We start from the raw sequence: 15,475 nt of genomic DNA, 5'->3' as shown, positions 1-15,475 counted from the left end.
CATCCCCAGAGAGAGGCAACATCCCATGACACGCAGCAGAACGGCGGGCCGCTCCCGGCACCGCGCCGGGCACGCGCTACTCGCCATCGGGCTGGGCACGGCGCTGACCGCCGCACCGTTCGTCGCACTGACCACCACGGCCAGCGCCGCCGAGGCGGACGAGGTCACCGCGGACAGCGGTGACCTGGCCTGGGGGTTCCGCGAGAGCTTCCGCAACTACGTGGGGCGCCAGACGGCGGCCCTGCCGCCGATCGGGGCAGTCCCGATCGGCGAGCGGATCACGCTCGTGGCGCCCGGCCAGTTCGACGAGGCCGGCACGCCCGCCGCCAACCTGGACACCACCCCGCCGAACGAGACCCTCCCGTACCTGCTGCCCGTCTCGGGCGGGACGGTCACGGACGCCGACAACCTGACGGTCGACAGCACGGGCGGCGCCGTCTACCACTTCCCGTCGCACGCCTTCACGGTGACGGTCAAGGACGTCGGCGTGGTGGTCGACGACGGCGTGGGTTCCCTCGTGGGCGACCTCGCCGTCGTCATCCCGGAGAACAACCTGGGCTACGAGCCCGGCACCTACGGCGGCGACGACGTGGTGCTCGGCGAGGTCGCGACGACGACGGTTGACGTCTCCGCCGACGCCGTGACGGTCACCGGGACCGGCGTGACCCTCACGGCCGAGGGCGCCGCTGCGCTCCAGGGCTTCCTCGCCGAGGGGGCGGCGCTCGACAACTTCACCGTGAGCGCGCAGACGACCACGCCCGCGGGCGGCTCCGCGGACGAGATCGACCTCGAGGTCACCGTCCCCGAGGACGACGGCGACCCCGAGCCGGGCGCGTTCACGTGGACCGTCGTCGGCGGCGCCGGGGCCGTGAGCCTCGGCACCGCCGAGGCGGGCGCGGACGCACTGACCGCCGCGGGCGACCTCAAGCAGGTGACCGTCAGCGACACCCGCGCCGGCGGCCCCGCCTGGAGCATCAACGGCACGGCCACGGACTTCTTCGCGTCCGGCGGCTCGGCCTCCTTCCCGGGCAGCAGCCTGGGCTGGTCGCCGTCGGTCACGGAGAACACCGGCGGTGCGGTCGCAGGGCCTCTGGTGCGGCCGAGCACGGGATCCGGCCTGACCGCGGGCGCCACCCTGGTGTCCGCCCCGGCGGGGCACGCCGCGGGCTCGGTGACGGCGGACGCCGCCCTCGACCTGCGCATCCCGCTGGACACCCCGGCCGGCGACTACACGAGCGTGCTCACGCTCACCGCGGTGGGCTGACGCTTCCGTGGCCCACCGCTCTCGTCCGCTGCCGCGACGCGCCTCCGGGCGCGCCGCGGCAGCGGTGCTCGCTCACCGTTGTGCGGCCGTCCTCTGCACGGCCCTGTTCAGCACGCTGCCGCTCGCTGGACCCGCCGCCGCGTCCGCCCTGTCCGCTGATGCCGTGTCTACGACGCCCGCCGATACCGTGTCTGCGACAAGCGCGTCCGCGACAAGCGCGACAGCCGCGCCCGACGGGATCTCGTGGTCGGTGACACCGGCCGACAATCCGCGGGACAACCAGCAGGACAACCAGCAGGTCGACGGCCGGGCCAACTACGCCTACACCGTCGAACCCGGTGACCGCATCGCCGACGCCGTGGTGGTGACGAACCGGTCCGCCGCTCCCCTGCAGCTCACCGTGTACGGCACCGACGCGTTCACCACGCCGGGCGGCCACATCGACCTGCTGACCGCCGACGAACCGGCGACCGGGCTCGGCACCTGGCTCTCCTTCAAGCAGCGCGCGCTCGACCTCGAACCCGGCGAGTCCGCTGAGGTCCCGTTCACGCTGCGCGTGCCCGCCGACGCCGCCCCCGGCGACCACTCGGGCGGCGTCGTCACCGCCCTCACCCAGCGGGTCGGCGACTCCGCGCTGACCGTGGACCGCCGCCTCGCCCTGCGGATGCACGTCCGCGTCGCGGGGGCGCTCGCGCCCGGGCTGAGCATCACCGGCCTCGTCGTGACCACCGATGCGTCCTCGAACCCGTTCGGGACGGTCACCTCGACGGTCCGCTACCGCCTGACCAACACGGGCACCGCGCGGGTAGTCCCCACGGAGACCGTGACGGTGACCGGGCCAGGTGGCGCGGCCGGGCCGGGCGGCACGACGACAGTGTCGGCCGAGCTGGCGGAGATCCTGCCCGGTTCCGCGGTGGACCGCGTGGTCCAGGTGTCCGGCGTCCGCCCGCTCGTGCGAGCCGAGGCGACGGTCCGGGTGGACGGCCTCGTGGTCGGCATCGGTGGGGGCGGCGTGACCTCGGCGCACGACGCCGCGAGCGGCTGGGCGGTGCCGTGGGCCCTGCTCGGCCTGGTGATGCTGGCCGTGGCGGCAGCGGTGGTGATCCCGCTGGTCCGGACAAGGCAAGGCAAGCGCGAGTGATCGGCAAATGTCAGATCATCGGCAACTCGGAATGCCTGTTAAGTCTCGGGACATCGTGCACAGTTCTGTCTCAAGACATCGTGCACAGTTCCCGAGCTGAGCAGGCATGTTGCGGCCACAGTTTGCCGGCAGGAGCCCGATAGCCGCATACGGAGCCCAAACCTCATTGCACCTGGATGCAAAGGCTGAATTGCACCAGGATGCAAACGCCCAGTTCAGGCCCGCTTTCTCGGCTTCTACCAGGCAAACTTTGCGTGCGGTGCTGAATATCTGCCCCATAGCGTTCCACCTAGTTGGTCGAAGAGCACCATCTTGCCTGGCCGACTCGCATCATACGTTCAATACTCGGGAGCTGATTTCAAATGCACATTTACAAGAAGAAGGCCGGATTGGTCGCCGTCGCGATCGGCCTCGCCCTGACCCTGGGTGCCGCCGCTGCACCCGCCGTGGCATCCCCGGACGCCGCTGCCGCACCGGCGGCGGTGACGCCGCTCGTGAACGCCTTCGAGAACGACACAGCGGCCGACAGCGCCACGCCGTCGGGCAGCTACTTCTGGACCTCGACGACCGGCGCGCAGGGGGCCTTCAAGGAGTACGGCGACATCCTCTACGTCAAGGACACCAGCGCTGACGGCTACTCCCCCTACGTCCTCTGGGAGAACCGGCTGAGCGACACCAACGGCACCTGGCACCTCTACCGCCACGGCCGGTGCGAGTACTACGGCGGGTCGGGCCACTGGGGCGCGTGCAACAAGAACATGTACGAGACCGGCAACGAGAACGCCCTGGGCGGCGTCCAGAGCCAGGTCCGCATCAAGACGTGCCGCAACGTTCCGTCCCTCCCGGACAACTGCTCCGACTGGAGCGGCTGGAAGAACAACGACGGCTGACGCCACAAGCCGTTGGTCGAGGCGCTGGAGCCGGCGCCTCGGATGAGATGAGCGTGCCGATGGGTGCGCCGGGGTCCGAGACCCCGGCGCACCCATCGGCACGTGGGTCGTCCACGCCCGCGGACACTGCCGGACCCTGCCAGACGCGGACCGCAGCAGATCCAGGGCATGATCGGACCACGGAACTTACGGCGAGAGTGACGGCAGAAGGACGACAGATGGAACGGCTCAAGGAGCGACTGACGGAGCAGGAGCCCTCCACGGATGACGGCAGCCCGCGCTCCAGGGCGGAATCCAAGGCGGAATCCAGGGCGCGATCCGGGGAACAGCCCCCTGTGGCCACTCGATGAGCCGGCCCGACGACCGTCGGTTCCCCGGGTCGGTCTTCGGCGTCGGCGGGGAGCCCGACGCGCGGTTCACACTCGCCAACGAGCGGACCTTTCTCGCCTGGATCCGGACCGCCCTCGCGCTCGTCGCGGGCGGGGTGGCGCTCGAGGCGCTCGGGCTGGACCTGCATCCTGGCCTGCGGCTCGCGGCGTCGATTGTGCTCATCGTGGCCGGGACGGTCGTGCCCCTGCTCGCCTGGTCCGGGTGGATGCGGGTAGAGCGCGCGCTGCGCAGCGGGTCGCCGCTGCCGTCGACGATCGTGGGGGTGGCGCTGACGATCGTCGTCGCGGTGGTCGGCGTGCTGGTGCTGCTGGGCATCCTGCTCCGATGACCGACACCGCCCCGAAGGCCGGCCTCCAGGTCGAGCGCACCGAGCTCGCGTGGCGCCGCACGGCACTGTCCCTCGCGGCCGCCTCCCTGGTGGGCGCCCGGCTGCTGCCCGCGCTCTTCGGCAGCGCGGTCTGGATCCTGCCGGGCGGGGTCGGGCTGGTGCTGGCCGGGTTCCTGTGGCTGGCGTCCCGGCGCCGGCACGCCAGGCGCGTGCCTGTCCCGGCCCGAGGCCCCGGGTCGGCGAACCCTGGCGCCGGGCTGCTCGCGCTCGCGGGCGGCGCGGTGGTGGTGCTCGGCCTCGGCGGCCTCGCCGTCGTCGTCGGCATGCACGTGTGGTCCTGACTGCGCGTAGCGCACGCGCTGCAGAGGTCCCCGGTCAGCGCCAGGAGCCGCGCCAGTCGTAGAGCGGTGCAGTGGTCTGGTACTCGCGCAGCGTCAGGACGAGACCGTCTCGGGTGCTGGCGATGGTGGCGCCGTCGAAGGTGCTCCGGGTGCCTTCCCACGTGCACTCGAACGTCCACTCGGCGACCTCGCGGTCGGCGGTGACGATGTGGTCCGTGACGTCCCAGCGGTGCACGACGCCGCCCGCGCCGAACCAGTCCTCCGCCCAGCGGCGAACCCAGTCCCGCCCGCGGTAGACCGGTCCGTAGCACTCCGTGATGACGCAGTCCTCGGCCACCGTTGCGGCGATGCGCTCGACGTCCCCTGCCACCCAGGCATCGATGTAGTCCACCAGCACTGTCATCTGGCCGACTCTATGGGTCGCGGGCCGCGCGGGCGACGACGCCGCGACGGCGATCTCGATCAATACCGATCACCTCGCGCCCCAAGTCTCGACGGCGTGGGAACCGCAGGAACTGGCGGCTCCGAGCCGTCGCGAACCCACGACGCCCCGTTCGCTGGTTGACGCCCCCGGCCGCCGGAATGAGCATCTGCGGAAGGCAAGGGAGCCCGCTCCGTCCATTCGTCCGGAGCGCCCCACCGACAGGTTGCCGTTCCACACGGCTCTTCGGGCTAGACCTTCGAACAAGACCTTCGAACAAGACAAGGGAGTCACTGTGCGAAGCAGCACTCGACCCACCAGGCGCGCCGCCGCGCGCACCCTCCAGACGACCGCCGGCGCGGCCGCCGTCGTCCTCGCGCTGACCGCCTGCGGCGGGTCCGACGGCGGCGGGTCCGACGGCGGCGGGGCCGCCGAGGACGGTCCCATCACCCTGACCGTCGCGACCTTCAACGACTTCGGGTACTCCGACGAGCTCCTGGCGCAGTACACCGAGGAGCACCCGGACGTCACCGTGGAGCTGATCGACGCCGCGTCCGCCGCGGACGCGCGGACCAACCTGACCACGAAGCTCGCCGCCGGCGGCGAGGGCCTGGCCGACGTCGAGGCGATCGAGGTGGACTGGATCAGCGAGCTGGCCCAGTACCCGGACCTGTTCACCGACATGACCGACCCCGAGCTCGACGGGCGCTGGATGGACTGGAAGGTGGAGCAGGCCACGACGCCCGACGGCAAGCTCATCGGCTACGGCACCGACATCGGGCCCGAGGCGATCTGCTACCGCCAGGACCTGTTCGAGGAGGCGGGCCTCCCGTCCGAGCCGGACGAGGTCGCGGAGCTGCTCGGCGGTGAGGACGCGACGTGGGAGGACTACTTCGCCGCGGGCGCGGACTTCGTGAAGGGCTCCGACACCGCCTGGTACGACTCGGGCGTCGCCACCTACCAGGGTCTGGTGAACCAGGTCGAGAACGCGTACGAGGAGAGCGACGGCACGCCCAAGCCGCTGGCCGAGAACGCGGAGATCAAGGACCTGTACGACACGATAGTGGAGCAGCACGACGCCGGGCTGTCGGCGGGCCTGGTGCAGTGGGGCGAGGACTGGGCCTCCGGTTTCCAGAACGATGCCTTCGCCACGATGCTGTGCCCCGCGTGGATGACCGGCTCGATCGAGTCCAACTCGGGCGGGGTCACGGGCTGGAACATCGCCGACGTGTTTCCCGGCGGGGGCGGCAACTGGGGCGGCTCCTTCCTGACCGTGCCCGCCTCGGGCGCGCACATCGAGGCCGCCAAGGAGCTGGCGGCGTGGCTGACCGCGCCCGAGCAGCAGACCGCGGCGTTCGAGACCTCCGGGAACTTCCCGTCGCAGATCGAGGCGCAGGAGTCGGAGCAGGTGCAGTCGTTCGTCAACGAGTTCATGAACGACGCCCCGGTGGGTCAGATCTTCTCGAACCGCGCGCAGGCGATCGAGGGGAACCCGTTCAAGGGGCCGAACTACTTCGCGATCCACCAGACGGTGCAGCAGGGCATCGAGCGCGTCGAGACGACGGACGAGGACCCCGGCACCTCGTGGGAGAAGACGCTCACGGCCTTCGACGACCTCGGCCTCTAGAAGCTTGGCCTCTAGAAACCCAGCCTCCAGGAGCTCGGCCTCCAGGAGGTAACCCGCCCCCGTCTCGCGCAGTTGATCAGGAAGCTTGAAATGGCCGCACTCACCACCACGCAGTCGGCGCCGACGCCGGATGCTCCGCAGCGCGCACCGCGCCGGCTGGGATTCTCCCAGGCGTTGGGCCGTTGGGACGTCAAGGTCTCGCCCTACCTCTACGTCTCGCCGTTCTTCGTGCTGTTCGCGCTGACCGGTCTGTTTCCGCTGGCCTATACGGCGGTGGTGTCGGTCTACGACTGGAACCTGCTGGGCGGGCAGGGGACGTACGTCGGCATGCAGAACTACGCCGACGTGCTCGGCCAGGAGACATTCTGGAAGTCCCTGGTCAACACGCTGTCGATCTTCCTGCTCTCCGCGGTGCCGCAGATCGTCATCGCGATCACCCTGGCGGCGCTGCTGGACCAGAACATCCGCAACGCCACGTTCTGGCGGATGGGTGTCCTGGTGCCGTACGTCGTGGCGCCGATCGCGGTGTCGCTGATCTTCGGCCGGTTGTTCGCCGACCAGTACGGCCTGATCAACGACATCCTGGGGACGTTCGGCCTCGACCAGATCGGCTGGCACCGGGACCGGTTCGCCAGTCACGTAGCGGTCGCGGCGATGGTGAACTACCGGTGGACGGGCTACAACGCCCTGATCTTCCTGGCCGCCATGCAGGCGGTGCCGCGTGACCTGTACGAGGCCGCGACGATCGACGGGGCGGGCCCGTGGCGGCAGTTCTTCTCGGTGACGGTCCCGCAGATCCGGTCCACGGTGATCTTCGTGGTGCTCACCGCGAGCATCGGCGGCCTGCAGATCTTCGACGAGGCGCGCCTGTTCGACGCCGGTGGCCTGGGCGGCGCGGACCGGCAGTGGATGACCACCGTGCTGTACCTGTACGACGTCGCGTGGGGGAACCAGCGCGACCTCGGCCGGGCGGCCGCGGTGGCGTGGGTGCTGTTCGTGCTGATCCTGCTGATCGGGTTCGGCAACTTCCTGCTCAGCCGGCGGATCGCGTCGTCCGCCACCCGCACGCCGCGGGTGCGACGCTCCGTGACCCGTCGGCTGCTGGCCGAGGCACGCGCCGCGGGCAACGCGGACACGACAGCCAGCACGACAACGGTCCGGAGGGACTCATGACATCCGTCGCCGCCGCCGCGCAGACCGTCGGCAGAGGGGCCGCGCGGGCCGCCGCCCGCAAGCGGGCACGTCTGGGCCGGAACGGCACCGTCTCGGCGGTGCGCCGGCCCGGGTGGGTGACCTACACGATCCTGGCGGTCGCGCTCGTGGTCTCGGCGTTCCCGCTGTACTACACGCTGCTGCTCGGCTCGTCGGACCAGGTGTCGATCTCGCAGCGGGCGCTGCCACAGCTCTGGCCGGACGCGAGCGTCTTCGCGGGGTTCGCCGACGTCATGTCCTCCAGCCAGGTCAACTTCTGGCTCGCGCTGGCCAACTCCCTGATCATCGCCGTGGTGGTGTCCCTCGCCACGGTGCTGAGCTCCACGCTGGCCGGGTTCTCGTTCGCCAAGCTGCGGTTCCCCGGGCGGAACGCGCTGCTGGTCTTTGTCGTCGCGACCATGGCGGTACCCACCCAGCTGGGCGTCATCCCGCTGTACATCCTGATGTCCGAGCTGTCCTGGGTCGGGAAGATCGAGGCAGTGATCGTGCCCCACCTGGTCTCGGCGTTCGGCGTGTTCTGGATGACGCAGTACCTCGACTCGGCGCTGCCGTACGAGCTCATCGAGGCCGCCCGTGTGGACGGCGCGTCCATGATCCGCACCTTCTGGAGCATCGCGCTGCCCGCGGCGCTGCCCGCCGCGTCCATGCTGGGCCTGTTCGTCTTCGTCGGGCAGTGGACGAGCTTCTTCTGGCCCTCGATCGTCCTGGGATCACAGAACCCGACACTGCCCATCGCGGTCCAGAACCTCACCGCCGGCTACCACGACGACTACTCCCTGATCATGGCCGGGGTCTTCCTCGTCACCCTCCCGCTCCTGCTCGTCTTCGCCTTCGCCGGGCGCCAGCTCGTCGCCGGCATCATGCAGGGCGCCGTCAAGGGCTGACCGGCGGTACGTGACCATGCCGTCCGGAATCCAGCACGAGCAGCCGCTGCGACCCGGACGGCATCGTCACGCGGACCAGGTGCGCGCCCCCGGCCTCCTCCACCACGACCTCCGGGTCCCGGTCGAGCACCAGGCCGGACGGCGACCCCGCCAGGCCGACGAGGACGGCATGCACGCTCACCGCACCGGGCCGCCGCGGAGTCGTGACGGACGGGACCCGCACGAACGGGCCCAGCGGGCTCCCGCCAGCCGCGTCCTCGACGACGGGCTCGGCGGAGGGCTCGACGACAGGCTCGGCGGAGGGCTCGGCGGAGGGCTCGTCAGCCTGGCCGAGGACCGGCATGAGCACGCTCACCAGGCCCCCTCGGCCTATGACACGAATCTGACGTCCCACTCGCTCGACCCGGGGCGGGACGTCGTCGGCCACCGCCCAGCCGCTGTCCAGCACGGCAGAACCCTCGTCGGCCTCGACCCGGTGGATGCGCAGCTCCCACGGTCCCTCCAGCACACTGACCGTCTCGATGCGCGCGCCGGTGGCCTCGACCACCACACCGTCGTCGACCCAGGTCGGCACGTGCCACGAACCGGCGAAGCCGTCCCCGACCCTGCCGTCGCCGGGCACGGTGCGGTGGATGCGCCCGCGGCGCGATATCCGGCCCCCGGAGACGAGTCCGACGTGGTTGTCCGGCACGACGGGGGCCACCGGCCCCAGGACCGGGGCCGTCGCGGTGGAGTACGCCAGCCGGGAGTACAGCGGATCGTCCGGCACCCCGGGACGGTGGTTGTCCGTGCCGTGGTTCGCCACCCGCACGATGCCGTCGTCGGCCGTCGACGACACGACCAGGCCCGGCCGAGGCATCGTCCGGACCCGGTTCTCCATGGCCGCGGGCAGCGGTTCTTCGACGGCCGTCCAGAACGGGTCCTCGGCGTCGATCAGGAGGCAGACGAACGCCTTCGACAGCCAGAACGGGGACGAGGGCGCGGAGTATCCCTGGATCATCGGCGGGTAGGGGCCGAACCAGCCGAGGCTCGGCAGGCCCTCCGACCCGATCGCGCCGCGGTCGAGGAAGTAGCGCAGCATCGCGCTCGCGAGGTGCCGGGTGAGTCCCGGCGACCACGACGACGCCCCGTCGACGACGGCCGCGAGCGGCGCCGTGGCGGCGGCCCACCGGTAGGTGAGCGACCGGCCGAGGAAGAGCGGGGCGCCGTCCGCCCCGACCAGGTGCTGATAGTCCGCCAGGAAGTCCACGAGCCGCGCCCGGTGCGTCTCGCGCATCGCGACCGAGCGCCGGGCGATCGGCGACGTCGCGTCGAGGGACTCGCACATCCGGTGCCACAGGACGGGGTAGAAGTGCATGGCCCAGCCCGCGTAGTGGTCGAACCGGTCGCCCTCCCCCGCCCCGTCGCGGTACCACCCGTCGCCGACGTAGAACTCCTCGATCCGGGCGAGGTCGGCGTCGACCACCTCGTGCTGGTCGGCGCTCAGCGGGTAACCCGTCGTCGCGACGAACGTGGCCACGACCACCCGGAACCAGTGCCAGTTGTTGTCCGGCACCTCCATGGTGAAGGCACCGAGCAGCCAGCCGACGACGACGTCGCGCTGCTCGGGCAGGAGCCGGTCCCAGATCCAGGGCCGGGTCTGGTGCAGCGCCAGCGCCACGGACGCGGCCTCGACGAGGGCCTGGATGCAGTCCGGCGAGATCCGGGGCCAGGCGTCGGGGTGCCGCGCGTCCGTGCCGGCGACGAGGCCGGAGGTGTAGGCGGCGACGAGCTCGGGATCGACCTCGGGATCGGACTCGGGATCGGACTCCGGGTCGACGCCGCCCGTCCCCGACAGCCGCCACCCCAGCAGCAGGAACGTGCGCGCGTACCCTTCGAGCGCGTCGGAGTCCGGTCCGTTCCACGACGGGCGGCCGTCCGGGGTGATCCGGGCACCGCTCGCGCTCGCCTGCCGCGCGGCCGAGCGGAGCAGGCCGTCCGCCGCCGCGATCCAGTGGTCCCTCGTCAACCCCGTGAGCGGGCTCGTGTCGAGGTCGCTCACCGGGGCGGCACCCCAGCGGGGCGGCCAGGCGGTCGGCCCGGCATTCGGCCGGGTCGTCCGGGAAGGGTCGGACTCCCCGGTGGGCCCGGCATTCGGCCGGGTCGTCCGGGGCGGGTCGGACTCGTCCCATGCGGGCGGGAGCTTCGTGGTCATGTACGGATCGTCGTGCCGCGGGCCTCGAACCGTCCACCTGCGCGATCGATTATGATCGCTGCTCCCGGCGCAGCCGGCGTCCGGCACCGTGGCCGGAACCAGAGCAGCCGGAACCAGAGCAGCCGGGACCCGCTCGGCCGGGACCTGGCCGTCACCAGAGGGGCCTCCCATGAGCGCACGTGAGCGAGAGCTCGTCGCACGCCGGCGCGCGGCGATCCTCACCGAGCTCGGCCTGCGCGGCTCGGTGCGCGTCCAGGAGATCGCCGACCGGTTCGGCGTCTCGCTGGTCACCGCGCGCCGCGACGTCGCCGCCCTCGCGGGTCAGGGCAGGCTCCGGCGGGTCCACGGGGGTGGGGTCCTCATCCCCACCGAGGCGGACGACGGCAACCGCCTCGGCGTCGTCGGGCTGGTAGTCCCCTCCGGTTACGGCTACTTCCAGGAGATCCTCGCCGGTGCCCGGCAGGGCGCCCGTGAATCCGGTGTCCGGCTGGTCCTGGCGACGTCGTACTACGACGAGTCCGAGGAGACCCGGATCGTCGAACGGCTGCGGCGCGCACGCGTGGACGCGCTCCTCATCGTCACGGCGCGGCCGACGGACACGCGGCTGCCCGCCTGGTTCGACTCCATGGACAAGCCGGTGGTGCTCGTCGAGCGGCAGTGCGACACCCAGGCGATCGACTACGTACGGTCCGATCACGAGGCCGGTGTGGGAGTCGCGCTCGATCACCTCGCGCAACAGGGCCACGAGCGGGTGGCGCTGGCGGTGCGGGCCACGACGCCGACGTCGGCCCGGCTGCTCGACGGGTTCGAGAGTGCGCTGGGTGCGCGGCCCGGGCTCCGCGCCGCCATCCCGCCGGTGCGCTTCGTGGCGGAGGAGAACGACCTGTCGCAGCGGAACTCCGCGCTCGAGTCGCTCCTCGACGAGTGCTCGGCCACCGGCACCACCGCGGTCCTCGTCCACTCCGACGACGACGCCGTCGCGCTGCTCGGCCTCGCTCTCGAGCGCGGGCTGCGAGTGCCGGAGGACCTCTCGATCGTCGCGTACGACGACGTCCTGGCGGCTCTCGGCTCCGTCCCGCTCACCGCCGTCGCGCCGCCCAAGTACGACGTGGGCCGCCTCGCGGTGTCCGTCGCCGCGCACCGGATGATGACCGGGAAGCGCACCGCCACGCAGCGGGTCCGGCTCGTGCCACGCCTCGTCCCGCGGCGTTCGACCGTCCCGCCCGCCACGGCGAGGTCCGCAACCGGCCCGCCGGACGATCGCTCTTGATCGTTTGTCCCCGGCGAGGACGACCCGCTCGCACCATCGGGCCATGATCGTCCGGACAAACCCGGACGACGAGGAAGCCCATGTCGCGACCAATCCCGTGGACGATCTCCTTCGCCATGCAACCCCACCTCAGGCCGCGCCTCTTCGACGACGCGGCGCTGCGGAGGCTGGCGGCGCTCGGCAGCGTGCACACCGAGGTCATCCATGACCTCACGGTTCCCGCCGCACGCGAGCAGCTGCGGGCCACCGACGTCCTGATCACGGGGTGGGGCTGCCCGGTGCTCGAACCGGGCGTGCTGAGCGCCGGCCGGCTCCAGGCCGTCGTCCACGCCGCCGGCACGGTGAAGAACCACCTGCCCGACACGTTCTGGGACGCGGGGATCGCGGTCAGCTCGGCCGCGGATGCCAATGCCGTCCCGGTGGCCGAGTACACCGTCGCGCAGATCCTGCTGGCGAACAAGCAGGCGGGGGCGATGCGCGCGGCCTATCGCCGCGAGCGCGCCGGCGCGGACTGGAGCACCCGGTTCCCCCAGGCCGGCAACTACCGGCGCACGGTCGGCGTCGTCGGCGCGTCCCGGATCGGTCGTCGCGTCCTGAGCCACCTGGCCGCCTTCGACCTCGACCTCCTGGTCTCCGACCCGCACGTCGACGACGCCGCGGCGCGGGCTCTCGGCGCGCGCCTGGTCGGCCTGGACGAGCTCTTCCGGGCCAGCGACGTCGTGACCCTCCATGCTCCCGACCTGCCGGAGACCCGGCACCTGGCCGACGCGCGCCGGCTGGCGCTCATGCGGCCGAAGGCCGTGCTGGTGAACACGGCACGGGGCGGGCTCGTCGACACGGCGGCGCTCACCGACGCGGTCGTGTCCGGCCGGGTACGCGCCGTCCTGGACGTGACCGAGCCGGAGATCCTGCCCCCGGACTCCCCGCTGTACTACCACCCGGAGGTCGTCCTGACGCCGCACATCGCGGGGTCGGTGGGCGGAGAGCTGCGGCGCCTCGGGGACGCGGCAGCGGACGAGGTCGAGTCCTGGGTCCGCACCGGAACGTTCCGCACGCCGGTGCACCCGGAGAACCTGGCCATCACGGCCTGAGCTCGAAGCCGCCGGCGCTCGTCCCGGGCGCCGGCGGATCCATCGGAGAGACGACAGGAAGAAGGACAACGTGGTCCGAACAGCACGGCGCATCGTCGCGCCGCTCCTCGCCGCCGCACTGACGGTGGCGACCCTGCCCGCCGCCGGTGCCGCCCTTCAGGATCCCGAAGAAGAGATCCTGGTCAACGGCACGTTCGACGCGGAGAGCAAGCCGTGGTGGACGAACGCCGGGATGACGCCGGACGTGTCGACCGACGAGCTCTGCGTGACCGTGCCCGACGTCGCCGACCCGTGGGGTGCGATCGTCGGGCAGAACGACCTCGCGCTGCGGTCGGGGTCGCAGTACACGCTCACGTTCACCGCCCGGGCGGACCGTGCGGTCACGATCAAGCCCATCGTGCAGCCGACGGACTCGACGGCCGGCACGCCGTACCTGTCCAGGAGCCTCGCCGTCGGCACGACGGAGGTCACCACCACCTACACCTTCACCACCCCGGAGGGGGACCTGCCCGTCTCCAACCAGGTCGCGTTCCAGCTCGGCGGACAGGGCGCGTACGGCCTGTGCCTGGACGACATCAGCCTCGTCGGCCCGCCCTTCGACTACGTCCCCGACACGGGACCGGCGATCAAGGTCAACCAGACCGGCTACCTGCCCCGCGGCCCGAAGGAGGCGACAGTGGTCACGGACGCGACCACGGCCCAGCCGTGGAGCCTGGTGTCCGGCACCGGGTCGGTCCTGACCAGCGGCACGACGACGCCGCGTGGTACCGATCCCTCGTCGGGTGCGGCGGTGCACACCATCGACTTCACGTCGTACACCCGGTCGGCGCGGGACGCGCACCTTACGGTGGGTACCGAGTCGAGCCACCCGTTCGACATCGCCGCCGACGTCTACCAGGGCCTGCGGGCGGACGCGATGACCTTCTTCTATACGAACCGGTCGGGCATCGCGATCGACGGCGCGATCGCCGGGGCCGAGTACGCGCGCCCCGCGGGTCACGTCGGCGTGCTGCCCAACCAGGGCGACACGGCGGTCCCGTGCCAGGAGCCCAAGGAGTGGATGGACAACTGGACCTGCGACTACACGCTCGACGTCACGGGCGGCTGGTACGACGCGGGTGACCACGGCAAGTACGTGGTCAACGGCGGGATCGCCACCCACCAGCTCCTGTCCGCCTACGAGCGCACGCTGTACGCCGACGTCGTCGACGACGGTGCCCTGGGCGACTCCACCCTGCGCGTCCCCGAGCGCGGCAACGACGTGCCCGACATCCTCGACGAGGCCCGCTGGAACCTGGAGCTCATGCTCAAGATGCAGGTGCCCGACGGCGAGCCCCTCGCGGGCATGGCGCACCACAAGGTGCACGACGTCGCGTGGACCGGGCTGCCCCTGCTCCCCTCCGCCGACCCGAAGGCGCGCGCCCTCCACCGCCCGTCGACGGCCGCGACGCTCAACCTCGCGGCGGTCGCGGCGACCGGCGCGCGGCTGTGGCGGACCCTCGACCCGTCGTTCTCGGACGAGCTGCTCCGGGCGGCGACTACCGCGTACGACGCCGCGCAGGCCCACCCCGACCTGTTCGCACCGCGCGAGGACGGGGCGGCCGGCGGTGGCCCGTACAACGACGCCGACGTCCAGGACGAGTTCTACTGGGCCGCCGCTGAGCTCTACCTCACCACGGGCGACTCCGGCTACGAGAACGATGTGACCGCCAGCCCCCTGCACGAGGCTCAGGTCTTCTCCCCGGACGGCTTCTACTGGGGCTCGGTCGCGGCGCTGGGCCGGATGGACCTGGCCACCGTGCCGTCGGACCTGCCCGACCGCGAGGCCGTGCGCGACTCCGTGGTCGCGGGTGCGGACCGGCTCGTCGCGCTCCAGGACGGCGAGGCGTTCGGGCAGACCTACACACCGGCCGGCGGCCGGTACGCGTGGGGGTCGAACAGCTCGATGCTCAACAACCAGGTGGTCATCGCCACCGCGTTCGACATCACCGGTGACGCCGGCTACGCGCGCTCGGTGCTCGAAGGGCTCGACTATCTCCTGGGCCGCAACGTGCTGGGCATGTCCTACGTCACGGGATACGGCACGGTGAACGCGCACGACCAGCACAGCCGGTGGTACGCCCACAGCCTCGACCCGGCGCTGCCCAACCCGCCCCGCGGCACGGTCTCCGGGGGACCGAACTCGAGCATCCAGGACCCGGTGTCCGGGTCGTGGCTCGAGGGGTGCCTGCCCCAGTGGTGCTACGTCGACGACATCCGCGCGTGGGCCGTCAACGAGATCACCATCAACTGGAACTCGTCGCTGGCCTGGGTCGCCTCCTTCGCCGCGGACCTCGGTGACGGGTCCGTGGCCCGGACCACGAGGGGGACGAAGGGCAAGGCGCACCTCGCCGCGGTCTGAGACCCGCCCGCCACGGGGACC

13 protein-coding genes are annotated in these 15,475 nt (G+C 71.7%); 11 read left to right on the top strand and 2 right to left on the bottom strand.

The window, feature by feature from the left end; translation table 11 throughout:
* Positions 1–25 precede the first annotated feature (25 nt).
* From C8K30_RS21160 to C8K30_RS21140, 5 genes are all read left to right on the top strand, one after another.
* The gene (locus tag C8K30_RS21160) at positions 26–1,264 is read left to right on the top strand and encodes an HtaA domain-containing protein (protein ID WP_108494876.1); all 1,239 of its coding nucleotides are present in this window, start codon (positions 26–28) and stop codon (positions 1,262–1,264) included.
* A 163-nt stretch (positions 1,265–1,427) separates the two neighbouring features.
* Positions 1,428–2,405 (top strand): WxL protein peptidoglycan domain-containing protein, encoded by a 978-nt coding sequence (locus C8K30_RS21155; protein ID WP_233257329.1) that lies wholly within the window; start codon positions 1,428–1,430, stop codon positions 2,403–2,405.
* A 362-nt stretch (positions 2,406–2,767) separates the two neighbouring features.
* Complete coding sequence (locus C8K30_RS21150; protein WP_108494875.1) at positions 2,768–3,295, top strand: hypothetical protein; 528 nt, start codon at positions 2,768–2,770, stop codon at positions 3,293–3,295.
* 346 nt (positions 3,296–3,641) lie between these two features.
* Positions 3,642–4,013, top strand: coding sequence for a YidH family protein (locus C8K30_RS21145; protein WP_108494874.1), 372 nt, complete (start codon positions 3,642–3,644; stop codon positions 4,011–4,013).
* Positions 4,010–4,354: a DUF202 domain-containing protein gene (locus tag C8K30_RS21140; protein WP_108494873.1), complete on the top strand. Its 345-nt coding sequence runs from the start codon at positions 4,010–4,012 to the stop codon at positions 4,352–4,354. The genes C8K30_RS21145 and C8K30_RS21140 overlap by 4 nt, the downstream gene beginning before the upstream one ends.
* A gap of 34 nt (positions 4,355–4,388) precedes the next feature.
* Here C8K30_RS21140 and C8K30_RS21135 read toward each other — a convergent pair whose 3' ends face one another.
* Entirely contained in the window at positions 4,389–4,820 is a 432-nt protein-coding gene (locus C8K30_RS21135) for a nuclear transport factor 2 family protein (protein ID WP_108494872.1), read from the bottom strand.
* A 250-nt stretch (positions 4,821–5,070) separates the two neighbouring features.
* Here C8K30_RS21135 and C8K30_RS21130 point away from each other — a divergent pair, with 250 nt between their 5' ends.
* From C8K30_RS21130 to C8K30_RS21120, 3 genes are all read left to right on the top strand, one after another.
* Positions 5,071–6,402: an ABC transporter substrate-binding protein gene (locus tag C8K30_RS21130; RefSeq protein WP_108494871.1), complete on the top strand. Its 1,332-nt coding sequence runs from the start codon at positions 5,071–5,073 to the stop codon at positions 6,400–6,402.
* Positions 6,403–6,492: 90 nt separating this feature from the next.
* Positions 6,493–7,575 (top strand): carbohydrate ABC transporter permease, encoded by a 1,083-nt coding sequence (locus C8K30_RS21125; protein WP_108494870.1) that lies wholly within the window; start codon positions 6,493–6,495, stop codon positions 7,573–7,575.
* Positions 7,572–8,498: a carbohydrate ABC transporter permease gene (locus tag C8K30_RS21120; protein WP_108494869.1), complete on the top strand. Its 927-nt coding sequence runs from the start codon at positions 7,572–7,574 to the stop codon at positions 8,496–8,498. The genes C8K30_RS21125 and C8K30_RS21120 overlap by 4 nt, the downstream gene beginning before the upstream one ends.
* Here the strand turns inward: C8K30_RS21120 and C8K30_RS21115 are convergent.
* Entirely contained in the window at positions 8,488–10,692 is a 2,205-nt protein-coding gene (locus C8K30_RS21115; protein ID WP_108494868.1) for a DUF2264 domain-containing protein, read from the bottom strand. The two genes, C8K30_RS21120 and C8K30_RS21115, sit on opposite strands and share 11 nt — an antisense overlap.
* Positions 10,693–10,861: 169 nt before the next feature.
* On the opposite strand from C8K30_RS21115, the gene C8K30_RS21110 reads away from it, so the two are divergent.
* From C8K30_RS21110 to C8K30_RS21100, 3 genes are all read left to right on the top strand, one after another.
* Entirely contained in the window at positions 10,862–11,962 is a 1,101-nt protein-coding gene (locus C8K30_RS21110; protein ID WP_108494867.1) for a LacI family DNA-binding transcriptional regulator, read from the top strand.
* Between the two features lie 80 nt (positions 11,963–12,042).
* Positions 12,043–13,053, top strand: coding sequence for a hydroxyacid dehydrogenase (locus C8K30_RS21105; RefSeq protein ID WP_108494866.1), 1,011 nt, complete (start codon positions 12,043–12,045; stop codon positions 13,051–13,053).
* 70 nt (positions 13,054–13,123) lie between these two features.
* A complete protein-coding gene (locus C8K30_RS21100; protein ID WP_108494865.1) occupies positions 13,124–15,454 on the top strand; it encodes a glycoside hydrolase family 9 protein in 2,331 nt (776 codons plus the stop codon).
* Positions 15,455–15,475: the final 21 nt, after the last annotated feature.

The organism is Promicromonospora sp. AC04, assembly GCF_003058225.1.
Classification (GTDB): domain Bacteria; phylum Actinomycetota; class Actinomycetes; order Actinomycetales; family Cellulomonadaceae; genus Promicromonospora.
This window is presented reverse-complemented; position numbering and strand designations above follow the sequence as displayed.

What these genes read in the sequence shown, in the direction of transcription:
- C8K30_RS21160 (WP_108494876.1), top strand. Translation starts at nt 26, where the DNA reads ATGACACGCAGCAGAACGGCGGGCCGCTCCCGGCACCGCGCCGGGCAC.
- C8K30_RS21150 (WP_108494875.1), top strand. Translation starts at nt 2,768, where the DNA reads ATGCACATTTACAAGAAGAAGGCCGGATTGGTCGCCGTCGCGATCGGC.
- C8K30_RS21145 (WP_108494874.1), top strand. Translation starts at nt 3,642, where the DNA reads ATGAGCCGGCCCGACGACCGTCGGTTCCCCGGGTCGGTCTTCGGCGTC.
- C8K30_RS21140 (WP_108494873.1), top strand. Translation starts at nt 4,010, where the DNA reads ATGACCGACACCGCCCCGAAGGCCGGCCTCCAGGTCGAGCGCACCGAG.
- C8K30_RS21125 (WP_108494870.1), top strand. Translation starts at nt 6,493, where the DNA reads ATGGCCGCACTCACCACCACGCAGTCGGCGCCGACGCCGGATGCTCCG.
- C8K30_RS21120 (WP_108494869.1), top strand. Translation starts at nt 7,572, where the DNA reads ATGACATCCGTCGCCGCCGCCGCGCAGACCGTCGGCAGAGGGGCCGCG.
- C8K30_RS21115 (WP_108494868.1), bottom strand. Translation starts at nt 10,692, where the DNA reads ATGACCACGAAGCTCCCGCCCGCATGGGACGAGTCCGACCCGCCCCGG.
- C8K30_RS21110 (WP_108494867.1), top strand. Translation starts at nt 10,862, where the DNA reads ATGAGCGCACGTGAGCGAGAGCTCGTCGCACGCCGGCGCGCGGCGATC.
- C8K30_RS21105 (WP_108494866.1), top strand. Translation starts at nt 12,043, where the DNA reads ATGTCGCGACCAATCCCGTGGACGATCTCCTTCGCCATGCAACCCCAC.